Origin of the sequence: Streptomyces hokutonensis (assembly GCF_000376565.1) — a bacterium.
In the GTDB taxonomy this organism is placed as follows: Bacteria; Actinomycetota; Actinomycetes; order Streptomycetales; family Streptomycetaceae; genus Streptomyces; species Streptomyces hokutonensis.
On record NZ_BARG01000083.1, the window covers coordinates 48,016 to 68,555 of the forward strand.

Here is a 20,540-nt window from a genome sequence, read left to right on the forward strand (position 1 = left end):
CCCTACCGTTGATTCCATGGCCTGGAGACGAGCGCGATCGCCGTGTTCGCCGAGGGCTCAGTCATGGATGGAGCGCGTATGCGCGAGAACGGGCCCGTCGGCCGGGTTAAGGGCATGAGTCGCGAGGAGCTGCTGGAGCTTCCCGCTGCCGTTGACCTGGAGACGGGCAACCGGGCGTTGGGGCTGGGGCGGAGCAAGGGGTATGAGCTGGCGAAGCGCGGCCAGTACCCGTGCAAGGTGCTGCGGCTGGGCAACGCCTACCGGGTGGTGACCGCGGACCTGTTGGCCCTGCTGGGCCTGGCCGCGTGAGAGCGAGGGACCGTAGCAGGCCGTTCTGCGCTGAGCTGACACAGAAAAGCTGGACTGTTGCCGGGCGCAGACGTACGGTCCGTGTTCCCTCGCGATCACCGAACGCTCGCGAGAACGGGGTGGGCCCCCGGCGGTGCAACGCCGGAGGCCCCAGCAACCCCGTACGGCCCGTGAAGTACCAACCCGGCGGCAAGGGCGTGCAAGCCCGCAGCCGCCAGACGAGGAGCTGCCCCGTGGAACATGCGGGAGCCGAGCACTATTCCGACTCCAACACGCTTTCGTGGCCGCCGGTCGCTGTCCCCGGCCAGCCGGTTGACGGCACGGCATTGCCTTCACCGGATGTACCTGCCAGCCCAGTTGAGGCGCCGACCGCATCGCACGACTCCGAGGGCGCGTAGGTCCTGGTCGGCCTGCGGGCGCAGATCAAGCGGTACGTGGCAATGCCGGGTGAGGAGGCTCTCACCGCGGTCACGCTGTGGATCGCGGCTACGCATCTGCAGCGTGCGTGGCAGCACGCGCCGCGTCTGGCGATCGTGGCTCCGGAGAAGCGGTGCGGCAAGTCACGGCTGCTGGATGTGGTGACCGAGACCGTCCGCAACCCGCTGATCACGGTCAACGCCAGTGCGGCGGCTATCTTCCGCTCGATCGACGACGAGGACCCGCCAGCTCTCCTGGTCGACGAGGCCGACACCCTCTTCAACACCGTCAAGGCGGCGGAGAAGAACGAGGAGGTACGCGGCCTGATCAACGCCGGGCATCAGCGCAACCGGCCCACGCTGCGGGTGACCGGGCCCGAGCACAAGCCCACCGCGTTCCCCACGTTCGCCATGGCGGCGCTCGCCGGGATCGGTGATCTGCCGGACACGGTGATGGACCGGTCGGTGGTCATCCGGATGAGGCGCCGGGCGGACGGCGAGGAGGTGGCGCACTTCCGCACCCACCGCGACACCCCTGCCCTGCACACGATCCGAGACCGGCTCACCGCCTGGCTCCAGCCGCTGTACGCCCAGGCGCTGGAGACGGAGCCGCCCATGCCGGTCGAGGACCGCGCGGCCGACACCTGGGAACCCTTGGTGGTCATCGCCGACATCGCCGGGGGCGAGTGGCCCGCACTCGCCCGCACCGCCTGCCGCGTCATGACCGACTACGAGGCCGGGCAGGACGAGGAAGGCGGCCTGCGCACCCGCCTCCTGGTCGGCATCCGCCGGGCCTTCGCCGCCGAGAACGACCCGGCGGTCCTGGGCACGAAGCGCCTGCTGGAAGCCCTCAACGCGGACAAGGAGGCGCCGTGGGCCGAGTACGGCCCCAACGGGCTGACCCCGCGTGGCCTGCAGCTGCTGCTGAAGCCCTACGGCATCAGCTCAGCCAACCGTCGCTTCCCCGACGGCACCCAGGCCAAGGGTTTCGCGCGCACCCAATTCCTCGACACCTGGGCCCGCTACTGCCCTGATCCGGCTCCGGCGGCCGAGCCCGCACAGCCGTCGGCCAATCCCCTTCCCGGCTCCGCGGCCTGACCCGCGCCGACTCGTCGCACTCGTCCCCGCGCAGGTCAGCGCGGGGACGAGTGAACGGCCCGCAACGAGTCGTCTCGACATCGCCAGCCCACTCGTACCTGCTCTGACCAGGCATGCGACGAGTGGTACGAGTCAGCGCACCGCACGGCGGCAACGCCTCGCCCTCCCCTGCTCCGCGGCCGCCGCCCCCAAGCCCACCTGGAGTACCCCGCTTGTCTGCCCGCATCACCGCTACCGCCGCGATTCGCGTCGGCATCGCCCTGCTCGCCGTTTTCGCCTTCGCTCTGTCCTACGACGCCCTGCGGCAGATGGCCGTCGCCACCCACATCCGCGGGCTTCTCACCTATGTCTTTCCGCTTGTGATCGACGGGTTCATCGCCATCGGCGTGGGAGCCCTCGTGATGCTGCACGCCGCCTCGACATGGTCTCGCGTGTACGTATGGACACTCGTCGGTGCTGCAACCGTGACGAGCATCTGGGCCAACGCCCTGCACGCCGTCCGCCTCAACCAGCAGACCCGCCAAGGCGATGGCCTCCGCCTCGACGACTTCACCGTCGGCGGCCTGTCCGCCATTGCTCCGCTCGCCTTGGCCGGCGCGGTTCACCTCTCCATAGTCGTCCACCGCCAGCCCACTGTTCACGGACCCGCCGATGTGGCGCGGGTTGCCGTCGATGTGGCTCCGGACACCACCGAAGTGGCTGAGGAACCGCAATCCTCCGCCGAACCGCAGGATCACGAGCCCAGCGAAATCTCTCCCGAACGGCTCGCCCTTGCGCGCACCGCGCCACTGGGACGCCATGGCCGCGCCTCGCGCCGCCACATCGAAGCCACCTTCCGCAGCAGGGACTTGACCATTGGAAGGAAGGAGGCGGACCAGCTCAAGGACATCCTTCAGGCCGAACTCGACGAAGCCGCCTCCCCGCAACGGAGGGAGCCCGACACGGCCTCCGCCAGCGCCGCCTGACCTCTGCGCTGGTGCCGATCGCCCCGCCGCCCTACCGGGCTCGCCCTGTGTCCCAGTGCAGCCGAGCACGGGGGCACAGGGGCGGCGTACAGCGAAGCATCCGACCCCAAACAACCTCCGGAGACCCCAATTGCACGACCCGTTCCAGGAACTCCCCATCTCCGAGCAGGAGATGGCCACCGGCCTGAACAGCGCAGCAAGGTATCCCGTTGGACCGTCCAAGGGCCGGTCCAACGAGGGTGCCTCCGCCCCGGGGGTGGCGGAGGGGCTCGGGCACCAGGGGGTGCCCGAGGAGGACAAGCTCGTCGAGATCCCCGCCGTTCCGCTGCCGCGAGCTGCCGATGCCGCCGCGCTGCACCGCGTCGCCCGCCGTCGTCAGCGCGAACCCGTCCAGCGCAAAGAGCGCGTCGACGTGCGCTACAGCATCGACGAGAAGACCGCGATCCTCGCCAAGGCCCGGTCCCTGAACATCGCTGGCGCCCACTACGTCGGCGCCGTTGTCATGGCCCACCTCCACGGCGACCTCGCCCTCCCCGGCCAGCGCACCCCACTCGACGACTACATCGACGAACTGACCGCCCTGCGCCGCGAGGTCGCCAGGATCGGCCACAACATTAACCAGATCACCAAGAAGCTCCACTCCGGCGGCCATCCGCACCCTGGGGACAACGCCATGCTGGCCCAGGTCGAACCCGCCTTGGAGGCAGTAGGCGCCACCGTCGGCCACATCGCGTCCGCCGCGAACCAAGCGGTCGCCAAGAGGTCCGCCCGATGATCGCGAAGATCAGCGGCGGCACGGACACCGCGGGCCTGATCCGGTACCTGTTCGACACGAAGAAGGCCAAGGACCACACCGACCCCCACCTGGTCGCCTCCTGGGACGGCTTCGCCCCCGACCCCGGCCGCACCGACGACTTCGAAGCCACGAAGAGGCTCCTCGTGGCCGACCTCGACCTGCACGTCAAGCAGGCCCGGCGACTGGGCCGCGCCCCCGAGAAGCACACGTGGCACTGCTCGATCCGGGCCGCCGAGAGCGACCGACACCTCAGCGACGAGGAGTGGGCCGACATCGCCCGCCGCGTCGTCGCGGCCACCGGCATCGCACCCGACGGCGACCCTGACGGCTGCCGTTGGGTCGCCGTCCGCCACGCGCCGGACCACATCCACATCGCCGCCACCAAGGTCCGCGCCGACCTGCGCACCGCACGTCACTGGAACGACTACCTCACCGCCGACCGCGAACTCGCCGCGATCGAGAAGGAGTACGGCCTCTTCCAGATCGTCCGCGGAGACCGCACCGCCGCCAAGCGCCCCACCCGCGCCGAACAGGAGAAGGCCCGCCGCGCCGGCCACGATACGACCGCCCGCGAACGCCTGCGCACCACTGTCCGCACCGCCGTGGCCGCCGCCTCCACCATCGACGAGTTCGTCGACCTGCTCAGCCACCTCGACGGCGTACTCGTCGAGATCGTGCACTTCCCCTCAGGCGACGTACGGGGATACAAGGTCGCCGTCGCGGACGACGCCCACGGCCCCATCTGGTACTCCGGCTCCAAACTCGCCCCGGACCTGTCCCTCCCCAAAATCCAGGAACGCCTGGCGAGCATGGGACCGCAGCCCACCGGACAGCCGGGCAGGCGCAGGCCCAACCCATGGCACCAGGCCACCGCCGCAGCCGAACGCATACCCCACCACTTCGACCAACCCGACGACGAAGCCTCCCAAGCACACCTGGCCGCCTTCGGCGAAGCTCTCGACGCCCTTCCCCTCGTCACACCTCAAGCCGTACACCACCAACTCCGAGAGGCGGCAACCGCGTTCGAGCGCGCTACCCGCTCCCGCATCCACGCCGAACACCACCACGCCCGAGCCCTGCGCGGCGCCGTACGCGCAATGCTCCGCGAACCCGCGCCCAAAGACGGAGCCGTCCTGGCGATGTTCCTCGACGCCGCGATCCTCGTCGTCATCGCCGCCGCCCGCTGGCACCAACTCCACCATCACGACCAACAAGTCGCCGCCGCGCGCGAGACGCTCATCCATCTCCAGGCCGCTTACAGCCAAGCCGCAACTGCACCTCTAGCCGCTCTCGCGCAACGCCGACCGCCCCAGCCGACGGTCGACCGACACATCCGACACCTGCGCCAGGCCGCGCCCCACCATGTCGAGAAGGTCGTCGATGACCCGGCCTTCGCCGCCCTCACCGCCACCCTCGCCGAGGCCGAGGCAGCGGGCCATGATCCGGAGCAGCTCCTTCAGCAGGCCGCCGATCAGCGAGCCCTGGACGACGCAGACTCTCCCGCACGAGTCCTGACCTGGCGTATCCAACGCCTCAGCACACGACCGGCGCCCAGCGCACGAGCCCGTGCTGCGCAGGCACGCAGCACAGTACGGACCGGCAGCGCACCACAACTCCCCGATGCCGCAGGCCACACATCCGCTGCCATCCCGATCTCACAACCACCGCAAGCAAGGCGCCGCTGATCACGATCTCGCGGAGATCCTCGGGGCAAGCAGTTCCAGCACTTCTTCCCAGCGATACCGGTCGGCCCCGCCGCCAGCCTTCGGCCGGTGAGGCTCGTACGACCCGATCAGTACGCCCATCTCGCGTAGCCGTTCCAGGCTCTGGCGGTACGCGGGGTGGGCGGCCTGGGCGGAGTTCAGGTACGGCAGCAGGGCGATCGGTACGCCCATCGCGGGTGCTTCGCACAGGATGCCCAGGGCGAGGTTGTCGGAGATTCCGGCGGCCCATTTGTTGACTGTGTTGAAGGTGGCCGGGGCGACCGCGATTGCGTCCGCGGGGCGGGTGGGGCGCGGTTGGTCCGGTGTTCGCCAGGCCGAGCGGATGGGGAGACCGGTCTGTGCCTCGACCGCCTCGACGTCGAGGAAGCCGAGTCCTTGCGGGGTGGCGACGACACCGACGTCCCAGTGCCGTTCCTGTGCTGCGGTGATCAGCTTGCCGACGTCGGCGGCGACTCCGGCCGCGCAGACGACGATCTGGAGGAACGGCTTGTCGGGCTGGTCACTCACGCGGGCACTCCCAGTTGGCGGCTGAAGTGGTGCAGCTCGGGCAGTGCCCGGCGGCGGTCGCGGGCTGCCATGTCGGCGACCAGTTCGCGTACGGCCGGTCGGCGGATGTCCTGGGCCGCACAGCTCTCGGCGATGCGCAGGGCCTGGTAGCCGTCGGCGAGTCTGCCCTGCTGACTGTAGGCGCGGGCGGTCTCCACCCAGAGCGCGGCCCGGCGCTCGGGGACGGGAATGTGGCGTCGCATGAGGGGCCGTGCGGTTTCCAGCGCGATGCCGGCGTCGCCGAAGGAGACGGCCGCGCTGATCTCGTGCAGAGCCACGTTGGTGGGGCTGAAGTTCGCCCAAGCGTCGGGCCGGTCGAAGGAGACGTAGCGTGCCACTTCCTTGGCCTCGGTGAGGAAGTCCTGGGTGGTGGCGCGATCGCCGTTTCTACTGGCGGCGGTCACCCCGCGCAGCAACAACAGGCCGACCGCTGCCAGATACCGGGGCGAGCGCTGGTCGTAGGAACATGTGAGCTGGTCGGCAGTGTGGCGGACCATGTTCACGGCCTGGGCTGTGTGTTTCTCGCGTACGAGGACGTGGGCGTGAACGCGGACACTGGCGGCGAGGACGATGGGATCCCCCGACCGTTCCGCCTCGGCCATGGCCCGACCGGCCGCGAGCCAGGCGTTGCCCTGATCGGCTCGCTTCAGCAGCAGACTCACCGACGTCTGGTACGCGGTGGCGAGCAATCCGGACGCCTCCGCCGAGCCGGATGAGCCGCTGGCGGCATGGCGCAGGTCGGTGATCAGACCCGGCAGCGTCCGCTCCAGATCCGTGTAGTCGCACGTGCAGAACATCCGGCGTACGTCCCGTGTCCGGTCCCGTAGCTCGTCGATGTCCAGGGCTTGCCCGGTGGCAGCAGGGATCGTGCTTGGCAGCAGGACCTGTACCAGGTCGAAATGCGCTGCGGTGGACGACGGCGTAGCCGCGAGAGCTGCGACGCTCGCGGCCAGGAAGGTACGGCGGTGCATGTCCTCTGTTCCGGGGTCGGCGGGGCTGGTGTCGGAGGAGGCGGCGAGACCGAGACGGTCCAGTGGAATGTCCAGCACCTGCGCGATCTCGCGCAGCGTGCGCACGTCCTCGGTGCCCCTGCCGCTCTCCAGACGGCTCACCTTCGACTGGTGGTACCCCAGGGCGGCGGCAACCTCAGTCTGCGAACGCCGCTGTAACACGCGGGCCTGACGGATCACTTCGCCGATCCGTCTCGCTTCACTCTGTGCCTCGGCCATCTGTGCCACGGCCCCTTCTGCCGTCGCCGATCCTGCCAGCTCAACCGAGCGTAACCGAGCGGCAATTGACCGCGATGCAGCTCCTGCATAAGTCATGCGGCGCCAGCACACGGCGTGGCCCCGCCTGCCTCCGAAGCGGTTGCGTGGAGTTGCCACACCGATCCAGGAGGCCGCTCATGGAAGCGCATCAGATCCATTTCCCCGTTCACGGCACACCTGCTGCCGCCAGCTCCGCGCGCCGGCAACTCGCCATCGGGATACGGGCCTGGGACGCCTCCCTCGATCAGGAACTCCTGGAAACAGCGGAGTTGGTCGCCGCCGAGTTGCTCGCCAACGCGGTACGGCACGCGGGCCACGGCCCCATCTCGGCCGGCGCCCGACTGAACGACGAACGCCTGCTGATCGAAGTGACCGATGCCAGCTCCAAGGCCCCGCAGATCGGACTGCCTGACGTGGAAGAGGAAGGCGGGCGCGGCCTGTTCATCGTCGCCGCCCTCGCGGACCGCCACGGGATCGAGCCACTGCCATCCGGCAAGCGGTGCTGGGCCGAGTTCAAGGTCAGCGGCCCGGACCAGCCCTCACGATGCCTTCCCCTGCAAAGGAGTTGACGGTTGACAGCCGTAAGGATTCCCCCGGTCGCCGCCGAAGTGGTCGCTATCCGGCCAGGCACCTCTCTCACCGGTTCCGTGACAGTCGACGGGTCCAAGAACGCAGCCCTGCCACTCCTGGCAGCCGCCGCGGCCCTGCACCGCCCAGTACATGTGGGCAACGTCCCGGCGAACACCGACGTCGAAACGATGCTCACCCTGCTCCAGCAGTCCGGCTGGCACACGGCCCACCCCGTCACCGATCCCCACACCGCGGTCATCCTGCCCAGCGACAGGCCGCAAGCGGAGCCCGACCCCGAGACCGCTGCACGCATCCGAGCCTCGTACTACCTCGTACCAGCACTGCTCGGCGCCTGCGGACGGGCCCGTCTCCCCTGGCCAGGCGGGTGCCGGATCGGGGAGCGCGGCATGGAACAGCACTTCGCGGTCTACGAGCGCTTCGGCGACCGTACGACCGTCGACGACCGGGGCTACCTCGTGGAAGCAGCCGCCGCACAGACCGGAACGGTCTCGATCACGCTGCCCTTCCGCTCCCGAGGTGCGACCATCGCCGCCGTCCTGCGCGCGGTCGTGGCCGGACGCGCACTGCGGCTGGGCGGGCCCAATCTCTCGCCGGAAGTGCTCAGTGTCGTAGAGGCGTTGCGGATGGCTGGATGGCAGTGCCGGGCCGGCGAGTCTCTTCTTTCGCTCGCGCCGCCCCCGTCCGCTCCCACGGAGTCCATCGCCTGGAAGGTGCCCGGCGACAAGATCGAGGCAGGCACGCTGGCCTGTGCCGTCGCAGTGACGGGCGGCGAGGCGCGTATCTGCGGCGTACGCGGCGATGACGTCGTTCCCCTGGTCAGCGCTCTACGACAGCTCGGTGTGCCCGCGAGCACCGAGGACGACGTACTGACCATCCACGCCCAAGACACCCACCCCACCAGCCGGCCGCTACGAGCCGTCGCCTCCCTCGCCCCCGGCGGCCTGGACGCCGACTTCGAACCGCCCCTGATGGCCTTGGCCCTCACCCGCCCCGGCACCCATCTCTTCTCCGACACCATCAACCCCGGCCGCCACGGCAACCTCCTGCCTCAACTCGCCCGCCTCGGCGCCGAGATCCACGACCTGTCGCCCACCAAGTGCCGTCTCACCGGCCCGCAGCAACTGACCGGCACCGGAGTGGAGGCCACCGACATCCGCACGGGCTCCGCCCTGCTCATCGCCGGCCTCACTGCACGCGGTGTCACCACGCTGGGTGGCCTCGACCAACTCCGTCGCGGACACGCCGACTTGCCCACCAAGCTCCACGCCCTCGGCGCCGACATCTGTGAGGTCACCCCATGAGCCGACGGTTACGGAAGATCGTCGCTACGACCGACGTCCACTCCGCCTTCGACGCGGCCATGCCGATGCTCACCCACCTCCACACCGCCAGGGCCGAGAGCCTGATCGTGGACTGCGGCGACTTCTTCGAAGGGAGCGGCTACTACCGCTTCGGCAAGGGCCAGATCGAGCGCGAGATCCTCACCAGCCTGTACGACCTGCTCGCGCCCGGGAATCACGGCTGGCCGCACTACTTCGAACCAGGGCTGCACGACATGACCGTGTGCGCCAACGCCTCCGACACCAACGGCAAACCGCTCTTCGACCGCGTGCGAATCAAGCGGATCGGCGGCCAGCGAGTCGCCATCACGGCGGTGATCGGTCCCCAGGCGTTCAACACGATCCCCACCCGCGACCGCAAAGGCCACCGCGTCACCAACCCGGCCCATGCCCTGCGCGAGGTGATGCTGGAGAACCACCACCGAGCCGACGCCTGGATCGTGTTGTCCCACTCCGGCTTCGAGGAGGACCTGAAGCTGGCCGCCGCCTGCCCGTTCGCGGACGTCATCTTCGCCGGCCACTGCCACAGCGACACCTACGGCCCGGTGCGCATCGGCGACACCTTGGTCGTCAAGGGACGCGAACTCTGCATCGGCTACGCCACCGCAGAACCGGGCGGCAGCGGCTGGGCCGCCCGCACATGCACCTTTCCCAACGCCACCGCAGTTCCCGAAGACCTCGCTACGGTGCGGGAGAAGATCTCCCTCTTCAGCCGGAAGCTGGCGAGCCCGCTCGGAACCGTGAACGAGCCCTACCGCAATGGAGAGTTGGACCGCAGCCGTCTGCTGCGAGAGATCGCCGGTCGACTCCACTCCGGCCTCGGCGCAGACGCGGTGATCCTCAACGAGACCGCGCTCCGTTCCGTACCGCTCGGCGAAGTACTCACCCTCGGCGACCTGTTGGCCATCGAGCCCTTCGACAACCACCTCGTCCACGCCGTCCTTCCTGACGAGCACGCCCAGGACCACGACAAGCTGCTCACGCAACTCGCTGAATGCGTGGGCCCGTTGGTCATCGCTCCCACGCCTCTTCCGTCGGCGATAAGCAGCGTGCTGACGACGGGCTACCTCGCCGACAGCCATCTGGGCGGCCGAACACATCAAGCCGGGCTCCGGCTCAGCCAAGCAGTACGCCGCGTCCTGGCCACCACCTTGCCCGGCGGCGCCACCGAGGGAGGCGAGCAGTGATCCTCACCGGCCCCGAGATCACCGCCGCTGCCCGCGACGGTCGCCTGACCATCGACCCCTTCGAGCTGGAGCAGGTCAACCCCAACAGCTACAACGTCCGCCTCGGCCCCACCCTGCTGACCTACGCCGACACCGTGATCGACTCCCACCGTCCCAACCTCACGCGTGAGATGGAGATCGGGACAGACGGATACGTGCTCCAGCCCGGCGAGTTGTACCTCGGGCACACCCTCGAACAGGTCGGCTCCAACTCCTTCGTGCCGCTGCTGTTCGGCCGCTCCTCGGTCGGCAGGCTCGGCCTCTTCGTCGAAATCACCGCACCCATCGGCGACATCGGCTTCCACGGCCAGTGGACGCTGATGCTCTCGCCAGTCCGTCCGCTACGGGTGTACGCCGACATGAAGATCGCGCAGATCATGTTCTTCGTCTCCACCGGTGAAATTGACCCCTACCAAGGCAAGTACCAGGCCGCCACAGGTCCGCAGCCGTCGAGGTACTGGCGGGATGTCGCTCCGGTGAAGGCGGTCGCCTCGTGATCCTGACCCGCCCCGCGATCAGAGCCGCCCTTCAGGCTGGCGAGATCACGATCGAGCCGTACGATCCCGCCCGTCTCTCCCCGAACGCCTACGACTGGCGGCTCGGCGACACTCTTCGCGTCTGCGCTGGTGAACTAGACGCCGCCGCCCCCACCGCGTTCGTCGAACAGGTCATCCCCGCAACGGGCTTGGTGCTCAAGCCGGAGGTGCTCTACCTCGGTGTCACGCTGGAGAAGACCGGTTCGGAGACGTACGCGCAGATGCTCAACGGCGATCGGACCATCGGCACCCTCGGCATCTGGGTCCACGTCTCCGCCCCGCTCGGCCACCAAGGTCACGCCATTCGCTGGACGTTGGAGATCCGGGCCGCCAAGCCCGTCCGGGTCTACCCGGGGATGACCTTCGGCAAGCTCGTCTTCCTCACCGCCTTCGGCACGTCGGCCAGCTACCAGCAGCAGCTTTCCAAGTACGCGACGACGGACGGCATCGACATCTCCCGCCTCTACGAGGAGATCCCCGGAGGAGTCCTGTGAGTCCCCGCCCAGCCGCCGGGCCGCTGGCCGCCACCCTGCTGGACCTGCCCGCCGGAAGTCCGGGCGGCAGCGTCGAACTCTTCCTCGACCTCTACACGGGCGAGTGCCCCCTCATCCCCGCACGGGCGTTCATGCTCGGCCCGTCCAACCCGAAGCGTCTTCTCCCCGCTGGGCTCGACCTGCTGTCCGTGGCCGGCAAGTGCCTGGAAGGCCCGGCCTTCGGCAGCTACGTCACAGCCCTACGCAGGGCCCTCACAGCCGCGATCGACCCAAACCAGATCGGCGTCCTGCACCTTCAGCACCTGACATTCGGCGCCACCCCAGCCCTGATCCGAGCCCTGCCTCTGCATCCCCGCATCGCCCTGGTCCACGGCACCGACCTGATCTTCGCCGAGACCCACCGTGATCAACTCCGAGTCCTGCGCGAGACCGCGAGAGCCGCAGACGCGATCGTCGTGCCCACGGTGGCAATGGCCGACCGCCTGCTCAAGCTCGCCCCGCAGATCGACCGCAGGAAGATCACCCACATCCCCTGGGGCATCCCCGACCACCTGCTCACCGACCCACCACCCCGGCCAACTCGCGCCTCTGCCAGCCACCTACGGCTGCTGTACGCGGGACGGCTGACCGCAGAGAAGGGAGGCGACGCCCTGATCAAGAGCCTGGCGCCCGTGCCAGGTATCGAGCTGAGCATCGCTGCGCCTAGGTCCCAATTCCACGCCCTGGCACCGCTGTTGCAACGGGCCGGCCTACGGCCCCGCTACCTCGGCTGGCTCCGCCGTCCACAACTGTGGAAGACGTTCGCCGAGCACGACGTACTGGTCATGCCGTCCACCACTCTGGAGGCCATGGGCCTGGTCGCGCTGGAGGCGCAAGCCTGTGGACTGCCCGTCCTCTACCAACCCGTACCCGGCCTCAACGAGGCCCTCGCCGCCTCCGGAATGGCCACAGATTTCACCAACTCGGCCGCTCTCGCCAGCGATCTGGATCGGCTGCGAACTTCTCCGGGCCTACTCTCCGCGCTGCGGCAGTCGGGCTACGCGAACGCTGCTCGCTACCCACTGTCGGTTGCCGCACAAGCTCTGATCGACCTCGGCCACCAACTCTCCTGAGCAGGTACAGAAACCGGGCCATCCGGCGGGGCGAGGGCAGCCCCGCACGCCGTTCCTCCACTCACCCCACCCGCGTCACTACGCTGACCGACGGGATGCCCACTGCGAACAGGGAGACCATGACGTATCGCACCGACCGCATCGAAGAGCTCCTGAATGAAGGCGTCCGAGACAAGGTCTACCCAGGCGCTGTATGGGCCGTCGGAGACGCCGCCGGAACCCGCATCCACGGCAACACAGGGGTTCTCGACCCCGAGCAGCCGGACGCGCCGATGCGGTCCGACACCGTCTTCGACGCCGCCAGCCTCACCAAGATCCTCGCCGTGTGGTCCTCCATCGGCTCCCTCTGGGAAGAAGGCAAGCTCGACCTCGACTCTCCCCTCGGTACCTTCTGGCCCGAGGTCGAAGGCCACGCGCTCGGATCGGTGACCGCCCGCCAGTTGCTGACCCACACGGCAGGCGTCCCTCTGCGGGCTCAACTCAAGAACCTGTACGGCACCGACCCGCAGGACATCCGCGACGGCGTGCTGAGAGAAGCACTGCACCGCCAGCCCGGAGAAGCCGTCGAGTACACCGACCGGGCCGCCCTCATCCTCGGTTACCTCGCCGAACACCTCTCCGGACACCGCCTCGATCAACTCGCCACGGAGCGGATCTGGCAGCCGCTCGCCATGAACACCACCCGGTTCGGGCCGCTGCCCTCCGAGATCGCCGCGCGGTGCGCACCAACCGAACTCGACGAGGACACCAGCACTCACCTCAAAGGCGTCGCCCACGACTTCTCCGCTCGACTGCTGGGCGGTGTGTGCGGCATCGCCGGCGCATTCACCGTCGTCGACGATCTCGCCGCTTTCCTGCATTACATGCTGGGCGAGACTTCCACTTCTGAGCAGGCCGGCTTCGGGCCGGCCTGGGTGACTGAGTCGCTGACGATCCAGACCGGTGAACTGGAGCCCGTACGCGGCCTGTTCTGGCACCCAGCTCCTGGTACCGAGCCGACCCAGGATGTCTGGGTGCACTACGGCTTCACCGGAACCGGCATGTGGATCTCACCCGACCAGGAGCGGTGGGCCGTACTGCTCACCAACAAGCTCTACTACACCCGCGACCGCCAGCCCCTCACCGAGATCCGCAACACCTTCCGCGGACTTGCCTTCGGCTGAGAAGCAGCCTGACCGACGTCGTCGCCTGGAAGGAAACCCCAACTTCAGGTGGTTCCGCAGCGGAGTGATTTCGCGTCAGTCTTGCTACTCCGGTTCCTGAGTGAGCTAAGGAGTCAGGGTTGTAAAGCTCTCGGCTACAGGCTTACTGGGGAGATAGTTGAACACTTGTGCGTAAAGCGCCTAGTCCGAGCTTTGCGAGTGGTGGTGGCCTTCACTGCGAAGGGCGAAGCAACCATCGTTATCGTCGGCCCACACAGCGATGATCCGTACATAAACGTCTACACGCTTCTCTACGAGCTGGCTGGCTTGGAGCATCCGCCGCAGGGTGAGCGTGCGAAACCACCCTGCTGCAGCGCTGAGGATGGTCTTCCGCCGCTTGTTGGTCAGAGACTTGCTGATGATTTGGTGAGCCGGGCTCGAAACTTGACGAGGGCTGGCAGTCGGCGGACTAGCCGGCGGGGCTGACTGGTCGCAGCAGCCACAACCGCCCTGCAGTCGAGGTGAGGTTCCGATAGCTGCCAGATTCGCCACCGTGCCACATGCTCGGTTCTAGCTCCTTTACCGGCAGCGGCTGGCATTCCACTGCAGACATGTGTCCGCTGGAATCGAAAGTAGCCTTCAGCGACCAGCTTGCGTCGTGCCCTCAGTTTTCGGGGCTCGGCCGACGCCGGGGAAAAGCGTCCCCGATCGGCCAGTGCTCCGGCAGATCAAGAGATGTGTGGATGGGGCGAGTTGCTGGTTGACGTTCGACGTGAACATCGACCAACCGTGCCGTCTCCCAAGTGGGGAGAACGGGAGCCGGGAGCGAGCCTGGTGCCGGGCTTTGCCAGAGGACTGGGACCTTCTTCGTCCAGGTCCAAGGTGCCGGGTTGTCGACGGTCAGTACGCCGCTTACCCGGCTGTGGGGCTGATCTTGCGCAGTAGTCCAGTAGCCGTCGGGATTGCGACCGAAGGTCGATCCGGTGCGGTGGGCGTACTCGACCGAGGTCCCGTACAACGCGCTCTCGATGTCCTCATCTTCGGGAAAGAGGGCCGAATTACCAACCGCTACGATGAATGGCAGCGCCAAGTCTCCGTACTTCCTGCCCTTTTTTCTCACAGCTTTGAGCAAGCGATCTGAGTCATCGGCGACCCACACCGAGGGATGGATTCCGATTGTCCTGCTCGTCGGATCGCCTCGCTTGCCGGAGCTGCGGGGGATCGCCTCGAAGCTGAGGTGCCAACCTGCCTCTTGCCAGGTGCGCTTGGGCAGCGGCACCTTCTGTTCATACTCGGCGATGACCTGGTCGGGGTCCAAGCTTGCCAGCCATTGCGTGAGCTCGTTCTTCAATCGCTTTTGCGGCGGCGTGGTCGAGCCAACACTGTCCACCTTGTATGACACGTAGAAGTTTGGACTCGGAACGCGATCGATCGCGTCCGCGACCTGAGGCGGGAGCGAGCTGCTCCCGGTTGCGTCCAGATTCTCGGCTGTCCAGATTGCCTCGACAATGAATTGTTCGTCGCCACGGGTGACCAGGAAGTCTGGATACTTGCCCTCGGTGCCTATTTGCTGCTCGATTCCCACCGTGCAACCGGAGCCGAGCAGCATCTCGTGCACGTACAGCTCCCACAACGCGGAGAAGACGTTGGCATCGAAATTACGATCCCGTAGCCGACTGAGCAGACCGGGCTGAGCATCGGGGGGAAAGTGTGACCACCACTCGTTGATCACATCCCGAACTTGGTCCCAGAAGGGGCCGGCGATCCGTTCGAAGAACTCGGCATTCGACTCTGATGCTCGCTTCGGTGCCGCATCGGTCCGATGTCGGCTTATGTACACGCCCATGGCGAACGATCGTAGATTGCTCCGCGCGGCGCTGACACCCGTTTTCTACAGCGTCCCGGTGGCCCTTGGGATGAGTCTGAGGTGCCTGCTCAGAACTGACCAGCACCTGCGGCTGTTCTGAAACGGAACGCCGCGCCCATTCGTGACCAGGCCGGGCGAAGTGATCCAGTCCGGCGGTGAAGCGGTCTCGGCTGCCGAGAGCCTCGGCCTGGCGCCGACCGTCCGCCGCCCAGTCGGTGCGAGGGCAGCGGTCAGCCCTGCTGTTCCTCCTGCTCGTCCCGCAAGGCGTCGCGCATAGAGCGCCAGGCACGGATTGTGTTACCGATGTCCAGCAACAGCCCTCGGAGTTGGCGAATCAGAACCCGCGCAGCACAAATGGCAGTAACGACGTCGAATTCCACCGCGAGCCCGCTCATCGGCTGCTCCCCACCTCGGGCACCAGCCTCTCCGCCTCGCACCGCGAAGTCTGTACCCCGCTGGGCACATTTCGTGATCACCCTCGGCTTCACCCGCGCGATCAGACGGACGCGCGGCTGAACCCAACGAGCCGAGCCTCTTTGAAGCACCGCGTACAAGACTCGCCGCAGTGAGGGCGCGGGTCAGCCTCAGATTTGATGCATTTGCTGATCTTGAAGATCCGCGCCACGGGAACGGGGCTGAGCCGATGCACCCAGGCTGCTCGTCGAACGGGCTGGCGTCTGTAGGGTCGAGCCTACTTTTTGTGATCTTGAATGGATCCGCAAGCGTGGCCCGTTCAGAGTGTTCTGTGCAGTTCATGTGGTGTGGCCTGCGTGAGCGATGCGTGAGCGGACGATCCGGCAGGAGCCGTCCTGACGTGGACCGGGCCCCACAACAAACCCGTCCTGACCTGGTGGTTCCGGACATCGAGTCAGTGTCCGCAACCACCCAGCAAGATCCAGCCAGGACTTTTAATCCATTGGTTGTGGGTTCGAGTCCCACAGGGTCTACGGGGTCGTTCCTCTTCGGAGAGGCTTGACCTGCAGTTTTACGGTGCCCCGATCGTCTTCGGACGGCCGGGGCACCGGTGTGTCCGGCCCCATGCGTGAGCGGTTGTACCGGCGGAGCTCTTGCCCGGGTCCCTTAGCGACGATGTGGGAGCAGGCGTTGCGGGCGGCGGGGGCCGCCAACAGGAGGCGGCGGACCCGTCGGCAGGCGTGGCGCATCCCCCGTGAGAGCTACCCGGACCGTCCCTGCGCGGGTGATTCGCGGATTCCGGTGGATTTCTAGCGTGGTCGTCAGGTCGGCCGCCGTCGGAGTGGCCGTCGCCGCAGGGAGGTCACCATGAGCACGCCGTCCGCCGCACACGACGACGCAGGGTCCCGCACGGACGAGGACGGTGGCGGCCGGGGTGGTCGTCTCGGCCGGATCGTCCGCGCTCCGCTCGGCTGGATGGTGACGGGCATCGTGGGTGTCGGCCTGGTCTCGGGGCTGACCGCGACCGGCCCCGGTCCGGTGCCGGTGCTGGGCGCGGTCGTGGCGGTCGCCGTGTACTGGGTGGTGATGCGCCGGGTCGCGGGACGCTCCACTCCGGAGATCGCCCGGCAGGGGGCCGGCCGGGAGGCGCTGCGCGGCGGTGCGGTCGGCCTGGGCTTCGTCCTGGTCTCCGCCCTCCTGATCACGGTGTTCGGGGGCTACGACTTCTCCTGGGCGGGCAACGGCTTCTTCTCCGTCGTCTGGTCCGCCGCGATGGTGCAGGCCGGCGCCGCGGTCACCGAGGAGCTCATGTTCCGCGGTCTCGCCCTCCAGGCTCTGGAACAGCGGTGGGGCAGCCGGGCCGCCATCGTGATCACCGGGCTGTTCTTCGGCGTCGCCCACCTGGGGGCTCCGGGAGCCGGTGCGTGGAGCGCGCTCGCCATCGCCCTGGAGGCCGGTGTGATGCTCGGCGTCGCGTTCCTGTGGCGGCGTAGCATCTGGTTCGTCGCGGGCCTGCACTTCGCCTGGAACACCGCCGAGCAGCTGCTGGGCATCCCGGTCTCCGGACACACTCCCCAGGGCCTGTTCACGGTCGACACCCACGGCTCCGCCCTGCTCAGCGGCGGCACCTTCGGTCTGGAGGCATCGATCGTGCCCGTCCTCATCGGTGTGCTGCTCACCGTCCGGATGGTCGTCCTCGCCGGCCGGAGCGGTGGACTGCGGCCGGCCCGGCGTCCAGGCCGGCGCTGAGGCGGGCCGCCGTACGGGACACCGGCTGATCGGAGGAAGACGCAAGTGATGTTCCGTCAGGGTCCTTTGCGGACACCGTGGTTGCGGGTACCGCTCGAACGGTGGAAGGAGCAGGACGCCTTCCTCAAAGACGGTGTTCTCGCCCTGGTGCTCACCCTGCTGGCCTTCGTGCCGACCCTGTCGGCCATCGGGGCGCAGATCGGTGATCTGCCCGAGCGGCCGGCGAACGCGCTGGGCCTCGGACTGGTCCTTGCCCAGACCCTGCCGCTCGCGGCCCGCCGCCGCCGGCCCGCGGGCTGTCTGGTGGTCGTAGCCGCCGCGTTCGCCGCGCACCAGGCGCTGGGTTTCGCGACGACGTTCGGCAGCATGGGGCTGTATCTGGCGCTGTATTCGGCCGGAGCCCACCAGGCCCGCTTCCGCCTGGGTCTGGCGGGCGCGGCGAGTGCGGGGTACGTGGTGCTGGCCGTCGTCCTGCACCGGCTCGGTTCCCCGCAGGACCCGACGGACTATCTCGCCTTCTATCTGGTGCTGGCCGGGGTCCGGCTGGTGGGGAGCGGTGTGCGCAAGCGGCGCGGTGAAGAGGCGGAACGGCGGCGGCTGGCGGCCGAGTTGGCCACGGCCGCCGAGCGGGCGCGGATCGCCCGGGAGCTGCACGACGTGGTCACCCACCATGTGACGGCGATGGTGGTGCAGGCGGACGCGGCACAGTTCCTGATCACGTCCGCGCCGGAACGGGCCGTTACGGGGATGGCCTCGGTCAGCGACACCGGCCGCCGGGCCCTGACCGAACTGCGGTATCTGCTCGGGGTGTTGGAGGCGACCGGCGAGTCCACGACCGACGGAACCGGCGCCGATGAGGGCTCCTCGCAAGGGAATCGGGGACCCGCCCTCGGCCGGCTGGGAGACCTCGTCGAGCAGGCCCGCAGGTCGGGTCAGCCGGTGGAGTTCGGCGAGCGGGGCGAGCGGCGGCCCCGGAGCGTGGACGTGGAGCTGGCCGCGTACCGGGTCGTACAGGAGGCGCTCACCAACGCGATGAAGTACGCGACCGGGCAGCCGACACGGGTCCTGGTCCGGCACGGCGAGGAGCGCGTCGAGATCGGGGTGACCACCGACGGCCCCGTCCTCGCACCAGCGGCTGTGTCGGCCACCCGAGAGCCGGGCCCCGAGGGCGGGCGAGGACTGGCCGGGCTGCGGGTCCGGGTGCGGATGCTCGATGGTGAACTGGAGGCCGGACCCCGGCCCGGGGGCGGGTTCGAGGTCCGTGCCACGATTCCGTCCCAGCCGCAGCCGCAGCCGCAGCCCGAGCCCCAACCCGGGCCCGATCCCGAGCCCGTTCAGGAGTGACCCCGTGAGCGACGCGCCGCCACCGATCCGTGTGCTCGTCTGCGACGACCAGGAACTGGTGCGGACCGGCTACGTCACCATCTTCTCGGCCCAGCCCGACATGGAGGTCGTCGGCGAGGCGGAGAACGGGCACGCGGCGGTGGAAGCCGCACGGCGGCTGCGCCCCGACGTCGTCGTGATGGACATCCGGATGCCCCTCCTCGACGGCATCCAGGCGACCCGGCAACTGGCCGGCCCCGGCGCCGGAGAGCCGCCGAAGGTGCTGGTCGTCACCACGTTCAACGTCGACGCCCATGTCTACGACGCGCTGCGCGCCGGAGCCAGCGGGTTCCTCCTCAAGGACGCGCCACCCGCGGAGCTGGTGAACGGCATCCGGACCGTCGCCCGGGGCGAGGCCCTGCTGGCGCCCGCCGTCACCCGCCACCTCATCGGCCACTACGCCGAGCACCTGCGCCCGGCCGAGTCCTCCCGGCCGGCCAGAGAGGACGTCGTACGCGCGCTGACGCCCCGCGAACTGGAGGTGCTCCGGCAGCTGGCCGAGGGCTTGTCGAACGCGGAGATAGCGGCGGAGCTGTACATCACCCCCGAGACGGTCAAGACCTACGTCTCGCGGATCCTGGCCAAACTCGCCCTGCGCGACCGGGTCCAGGCAGTCGTCCTCGCCTACCGCGTCGGACTGGCGTCCGGCACACCGTGAACCGGCTCGCCACGGGCGCGGTTGCTCCGGTGTCCGCTCACCCGCCGTCGGCGCGGATCGTCCGCCGTACGAGGTCCGCCCAGGTGGCCTGGAGGCGTGGCACGGGGACTTCGCATCCGAGGTGCAGATAGTCCATGGTCTCGAAGGTCACGAACGCGAGCAGGGCGTGGGCGAGCATGTCGTGGTCTCCATCAACTCCTGCCTGACGTAGGAGAGTTGAGACGTGGTGGTGGAAGGCGCGGCCGGTGTCCGAGGCGTGGCGGCGGTCGTGGAGCACCTGGCGTCCGAGCGCGGCGCCGAGGTCCGCGTCGGTGGCGACGCGCTCGATCAGCGTGCGGCCGAACGCCTCCAGCCGGTCCCCAGGGGGTGCGCCCGGGCCGGGAGCGCGCCCAGGGTGCCGGGACTCCGGCACCACCGCACCCGCTGCCGGATGGTCTTCCGAACCGAGGCGCCATGCCCCTGCCACAGCTCACCGTCCACCGCCATGACCGAAGGACACGGGCGCTGCTCACCCTGGCCGGTGAGATCGACCTCGAATCCGCGCCGTTGGTCCTTGTGTACCTGGAGCGATGCCTGCGAGACGGTATGCGCGCCATCGACGTCGACCTCGCGTCCGTCACCTTCTGCGACTGCAGCGGGCTCAACACGTTCCTCCGCGCCGCACAGCAGTCCGAAGCGCTCGGCGGGACCCTGCGACTGCACCATCCACCGACCGTGCTGCTGCGGATTCTCGACCTCGTCGGCGACGGGTTCCTGCTCCTCGGCCCTTCGTCCGGGCGTCCACCATCTCCTCGCGCGGACACCCGGGCCACGCCTGTTCCGGGCCCGGCGCACCGCTCCGTGCGGCCGGCGTCCGTCTTTTCGGGAGATACGCGATGACGGCCGACCGCCGCCCCCGCGGGGCCT

The 20,540-nt window shown here is 68.6% G+C and carries 21 protein-coding genes; 16 read left to right on the top strand and 5 right to left on the bottom strand.

The window, feature by feature from the left end:
• Positions 1-78 precede the first annotated feature (78 nt).
• From SSP08S_RS42975 to SSP08S_RS42995, 5 genes are all read left to right on the top strand, one after another.
• Positions 79-309, top strand: coding sequence for a hypothetical protein (locus SSP08S_RS42975; protein ID WP_019073831.1), 231 nt, complete (start codon positions 79-81; stop codon positions 307-309).
• Positions 310-749: 440 nt separating this feature from the next.
• On the top strand, positions 750-1,823 hold the full coding sequence (locus tag SSP08S_RS42980; protein WP_019073832.1) for a DUF3631 domain-containing protein: 1,074 nt from the start codon (positions 750-752) through the stop codon (positions 1,821-1,823).
• Positions 1,824-2,035: 212 nt separating this feature from the next.
• A complete protein-coding gene (locus SSP08S_RS42985) occupies positions 2,036-2,788 on the top strand; it encodes a DUF2637 domain-containing protein (protein ID WP_019073833.1) in 753 nt (250 codons plus the stop codon).
• Positions 2,789-2,918: 130 nt separating this feature from the next.
• The gene (gene mobC, locus SSP08S_RS42990) at positions 2,919-3,563 is read left to right on the top strand and encodes a plasmid mobilization relaxosome protein MobC (protein ID WP_019073834.1); all 645 of its coding nucleotides are present in this window, start codon (positions 2,919-2,921) and stop codon (positions 3,561-3,563) included.
• Complete coding sequence (locus SSP08S_RS42995; protein ID WP_019073835.1) at positions 3,560-5,269, top strand: relaxase/mobilization nuclease domain-containing protein; 1,710 nt, start codon at positions 3,560-3,562, stop codon at positions 5,267-5,269. The genes mobC and SSP08S_RS42995 overlap by 4 nt, the downstream gene beginning before the upstream one ends.
• Here SSP08S_RS42995 and SSP08S_RS43000 read toward each other — a convergent pair whose 3' ends face one another.
• Positions 5,270-5,815: a flavoprotein gene (locus SSP08S_RS43000; protein WP_019073836.1), complete on the bottom strand. Its 546-nt coding sequence runs from the start codon at positions 5,813-5,815 to the stop codon at positions 5,270-5,272.
• The gene (locus tag SSP08S_RS43005; protein WP_019073837.1) at positions 5,812-7,083 is read right to left on the bottom strand and encodes a helix-turn-helix domain-containing protein; all 1,272 of its coding nucleotides are present in this window, start codon (positions 7,081-7,083) and stop codon (positions 5,812-5,814) included. The genes SSP08S_RS43000 and SSP08S_RS43005 overlap by 4 nt, the downstream gene beginning before the upstream one ends.
• A 176-nt stretch (positions 7,084-7,259) precedes the next feature.
• Between SSP08S_RS43005 and SSP08S_RS43010 the strand changes: the two genes are divergently transcribed.
• The 7 genes from SSP08S_RS43010 (at position 7,260) to SSP08S_RS43040 (ending at position 13,584) form a co-directional block, all read left to right on the top strand.
• A complete protein-coding gene (locus SSP08S_RS43010; protein ID WP_019073838.1) occupies positions 7,260-7,691 on the top strand; it encodes an ATP-binding protein in 432 nt (143 codons plus the stop codon).
• Positions 7,692-7,730: 39 nt separating this feature from the next.
• Entirely contained in the window at positions 7,731-9,014 is a 1,284-nt protein-coding gene (locus tag SSP08S_RS43015; protein WP_019073839.1) for a UDP-N-acetylglucosamine 1-carboxyvinyltransferase, read from the top strand.
• Complete coding sequence (locus tag SSP08S_RS43020; protein WP_019073840.1) at positions 9,011-10,240, top strand: metallophosphoesterase; 1,230 nt, start codon at positions 9,011-9,013, stop codon at positions 10,238-10,240. Before SSP08S_RS43015 ends, SSP08S_RS43020 begins: the two co-directional genes overlap by 4 nt.
• Positions 10,237-10,776 (top strand): dCTP deaminase, encoded by a 540-nt coding sequence (gene dcd / locus SSP08S_RS43025; protein ID WP_019073841.1) that lies wholly within the window; start codon positions 10,237-10,239, stop codon positions 10,774-10,776. The genes SSP08S_RS43020 and dcd overlap by 4 nt, the downstream gene beginning before the upstream one ends.
• A complete protein-coding gene (locus SSP08S_RS43030) occupies positions 10,773-11,309 on the top strand; it encodes a dCTP deaminase (protein WP_019073842.1) in 537 nt (178 codons plus the stop codon). The genes dcd and SSP08S_RS43030 overlap by 4 nt, the downstream gene beginning before the upstream one ends.
• A complete protein-coding gene (locus tag SSP08S_RS43035; RefSeq protein WP_019073843.1) occupies positions 11,306-12,421 on the top strand; it encodes a glycosyltransferase family 4 protein in 1,116 nt (371 codons plus the stop codon). Before SSP08S_RS43030 ends, SSP08S_RS43035 begins: the two co-directional genes overlap by 4 nt.
• Positions 12,422-12,540: 119 nt before the next feature.
• On the top strand, positions 12,541-13,584 hold the full coding sequence (locus SSP08S_RS43040) for a serine hydrolase domain-containing protein (protein ID WP_019073844.1): 1,044 nt from the start codon (positions 12,541-12,543) through the stop codon (positions 13,582-13,584).
• A 643-nt stretch (positions 13,585-14,227) separates the two neighbouring features.
• On the opposite strand, the gene SSP08S_RS60095 is transcribed toward SSP08S_RS43040, so the two are convergent.
• Complete coding sequence (locus SSP08S_RS60095) at positions 14,228-15,409, bottom strand: hypothetical protein (protein ID WP_245608067.1); 1,182 nt, start codon at positions 15,407-15,409, stop codon at positions 14,228-14,230.
• A gap of 251 nt (positions 15,410-15,660) precedes the next feature.
• Positions 15,661-15,825, bottom strand: coding sequence for a hypothetical protein (locus tag SSP08S_RS62145; RefSeq protein WP_019073846.1), 165 nt, complete (start codon positions 15,823-15,825; stop codon positions 15,661-15,663).
• An 886-nt stretch (positions 15,826-16,711) separates the two neighbouring features.
• On the opposite strand from SSP08S_RS62145, the gene SSP08S_RS43055 reads away from it, so the two are divergent.
• From SSP08S_RS43055 to SSP08S_RS43065, 3 genes are read left to right on the top strand one after another with little or no spacing between them, the layout of a single operon-like run.
• On the top strand, positions 16,712-17,593 hold the full coding sequence (locus SSP08S_RS43055) for a CPBP family intramembrane glutamic endopeptidase (RefSeq protein ID WP_019073847.1): 882 nt from the start codon (positions 16,712-16,714) through the stop codon (positions 17,591-17,593).
• Between the two features lie 48 nt (positions 17,594-17,641).
• Positions 17,642-18,937, top strand: coding sequence for a sensor histidine kinase (locus tag SSP08S_RS56975; RefSeq protein ID WP_019073848.1), 1,296 nt, complete (start codon positions 17,642-17,644; stop codon positions 18,935-18,937).
• Positions 18,938-18,941: 4 nt separating this feature from the next.
• Positions 18,942-19,634 (top strand): response regulator, encoded by a 693-nt coding sequence (locus tag SSP08S_RS43065; protein ID WP_019073849.1) that lies wholly within the window; start codon positions 18,942-18,944, stop codon positions 19,632-19,634.
• A gap of 37 nt (positions 19,635-19,671) precedes the next feature.
• Here the strand turns inward: SSP08S_RS43065 and SSP08S_RS56980 are convergent, their stop codons facing one another.
• A complete protein-coding gene (locus tag SSP08S_RS56980) occupies positions 19,672-20,046 on the bottom strand; it encodes a hypothetical protein (protein WP_174479448.1) in 375 nt (124 codons plus the stop codon).
• A gap of 41 nt (positions 20,047-20,087) precedes the next feature.
• On the opposite strand from SSP08S_RS56980, the gene SSP08S_RS43075 reads away from it, so the two are divergent.
• Positions 20,088-20,513 (top strand): STAS domain-containing protein, encoded by a 426-nt coding sequence (locus tag SSP08S_RS43075; RefSeq protein WP_019073851.1) that lies wholly within the window; start codon positions 20,088-20,090, stop codon positions 20,511-20,513.
• The last annotated feature ends 27 nt before the right edge of the window (positions 20,514-20,540 follow it).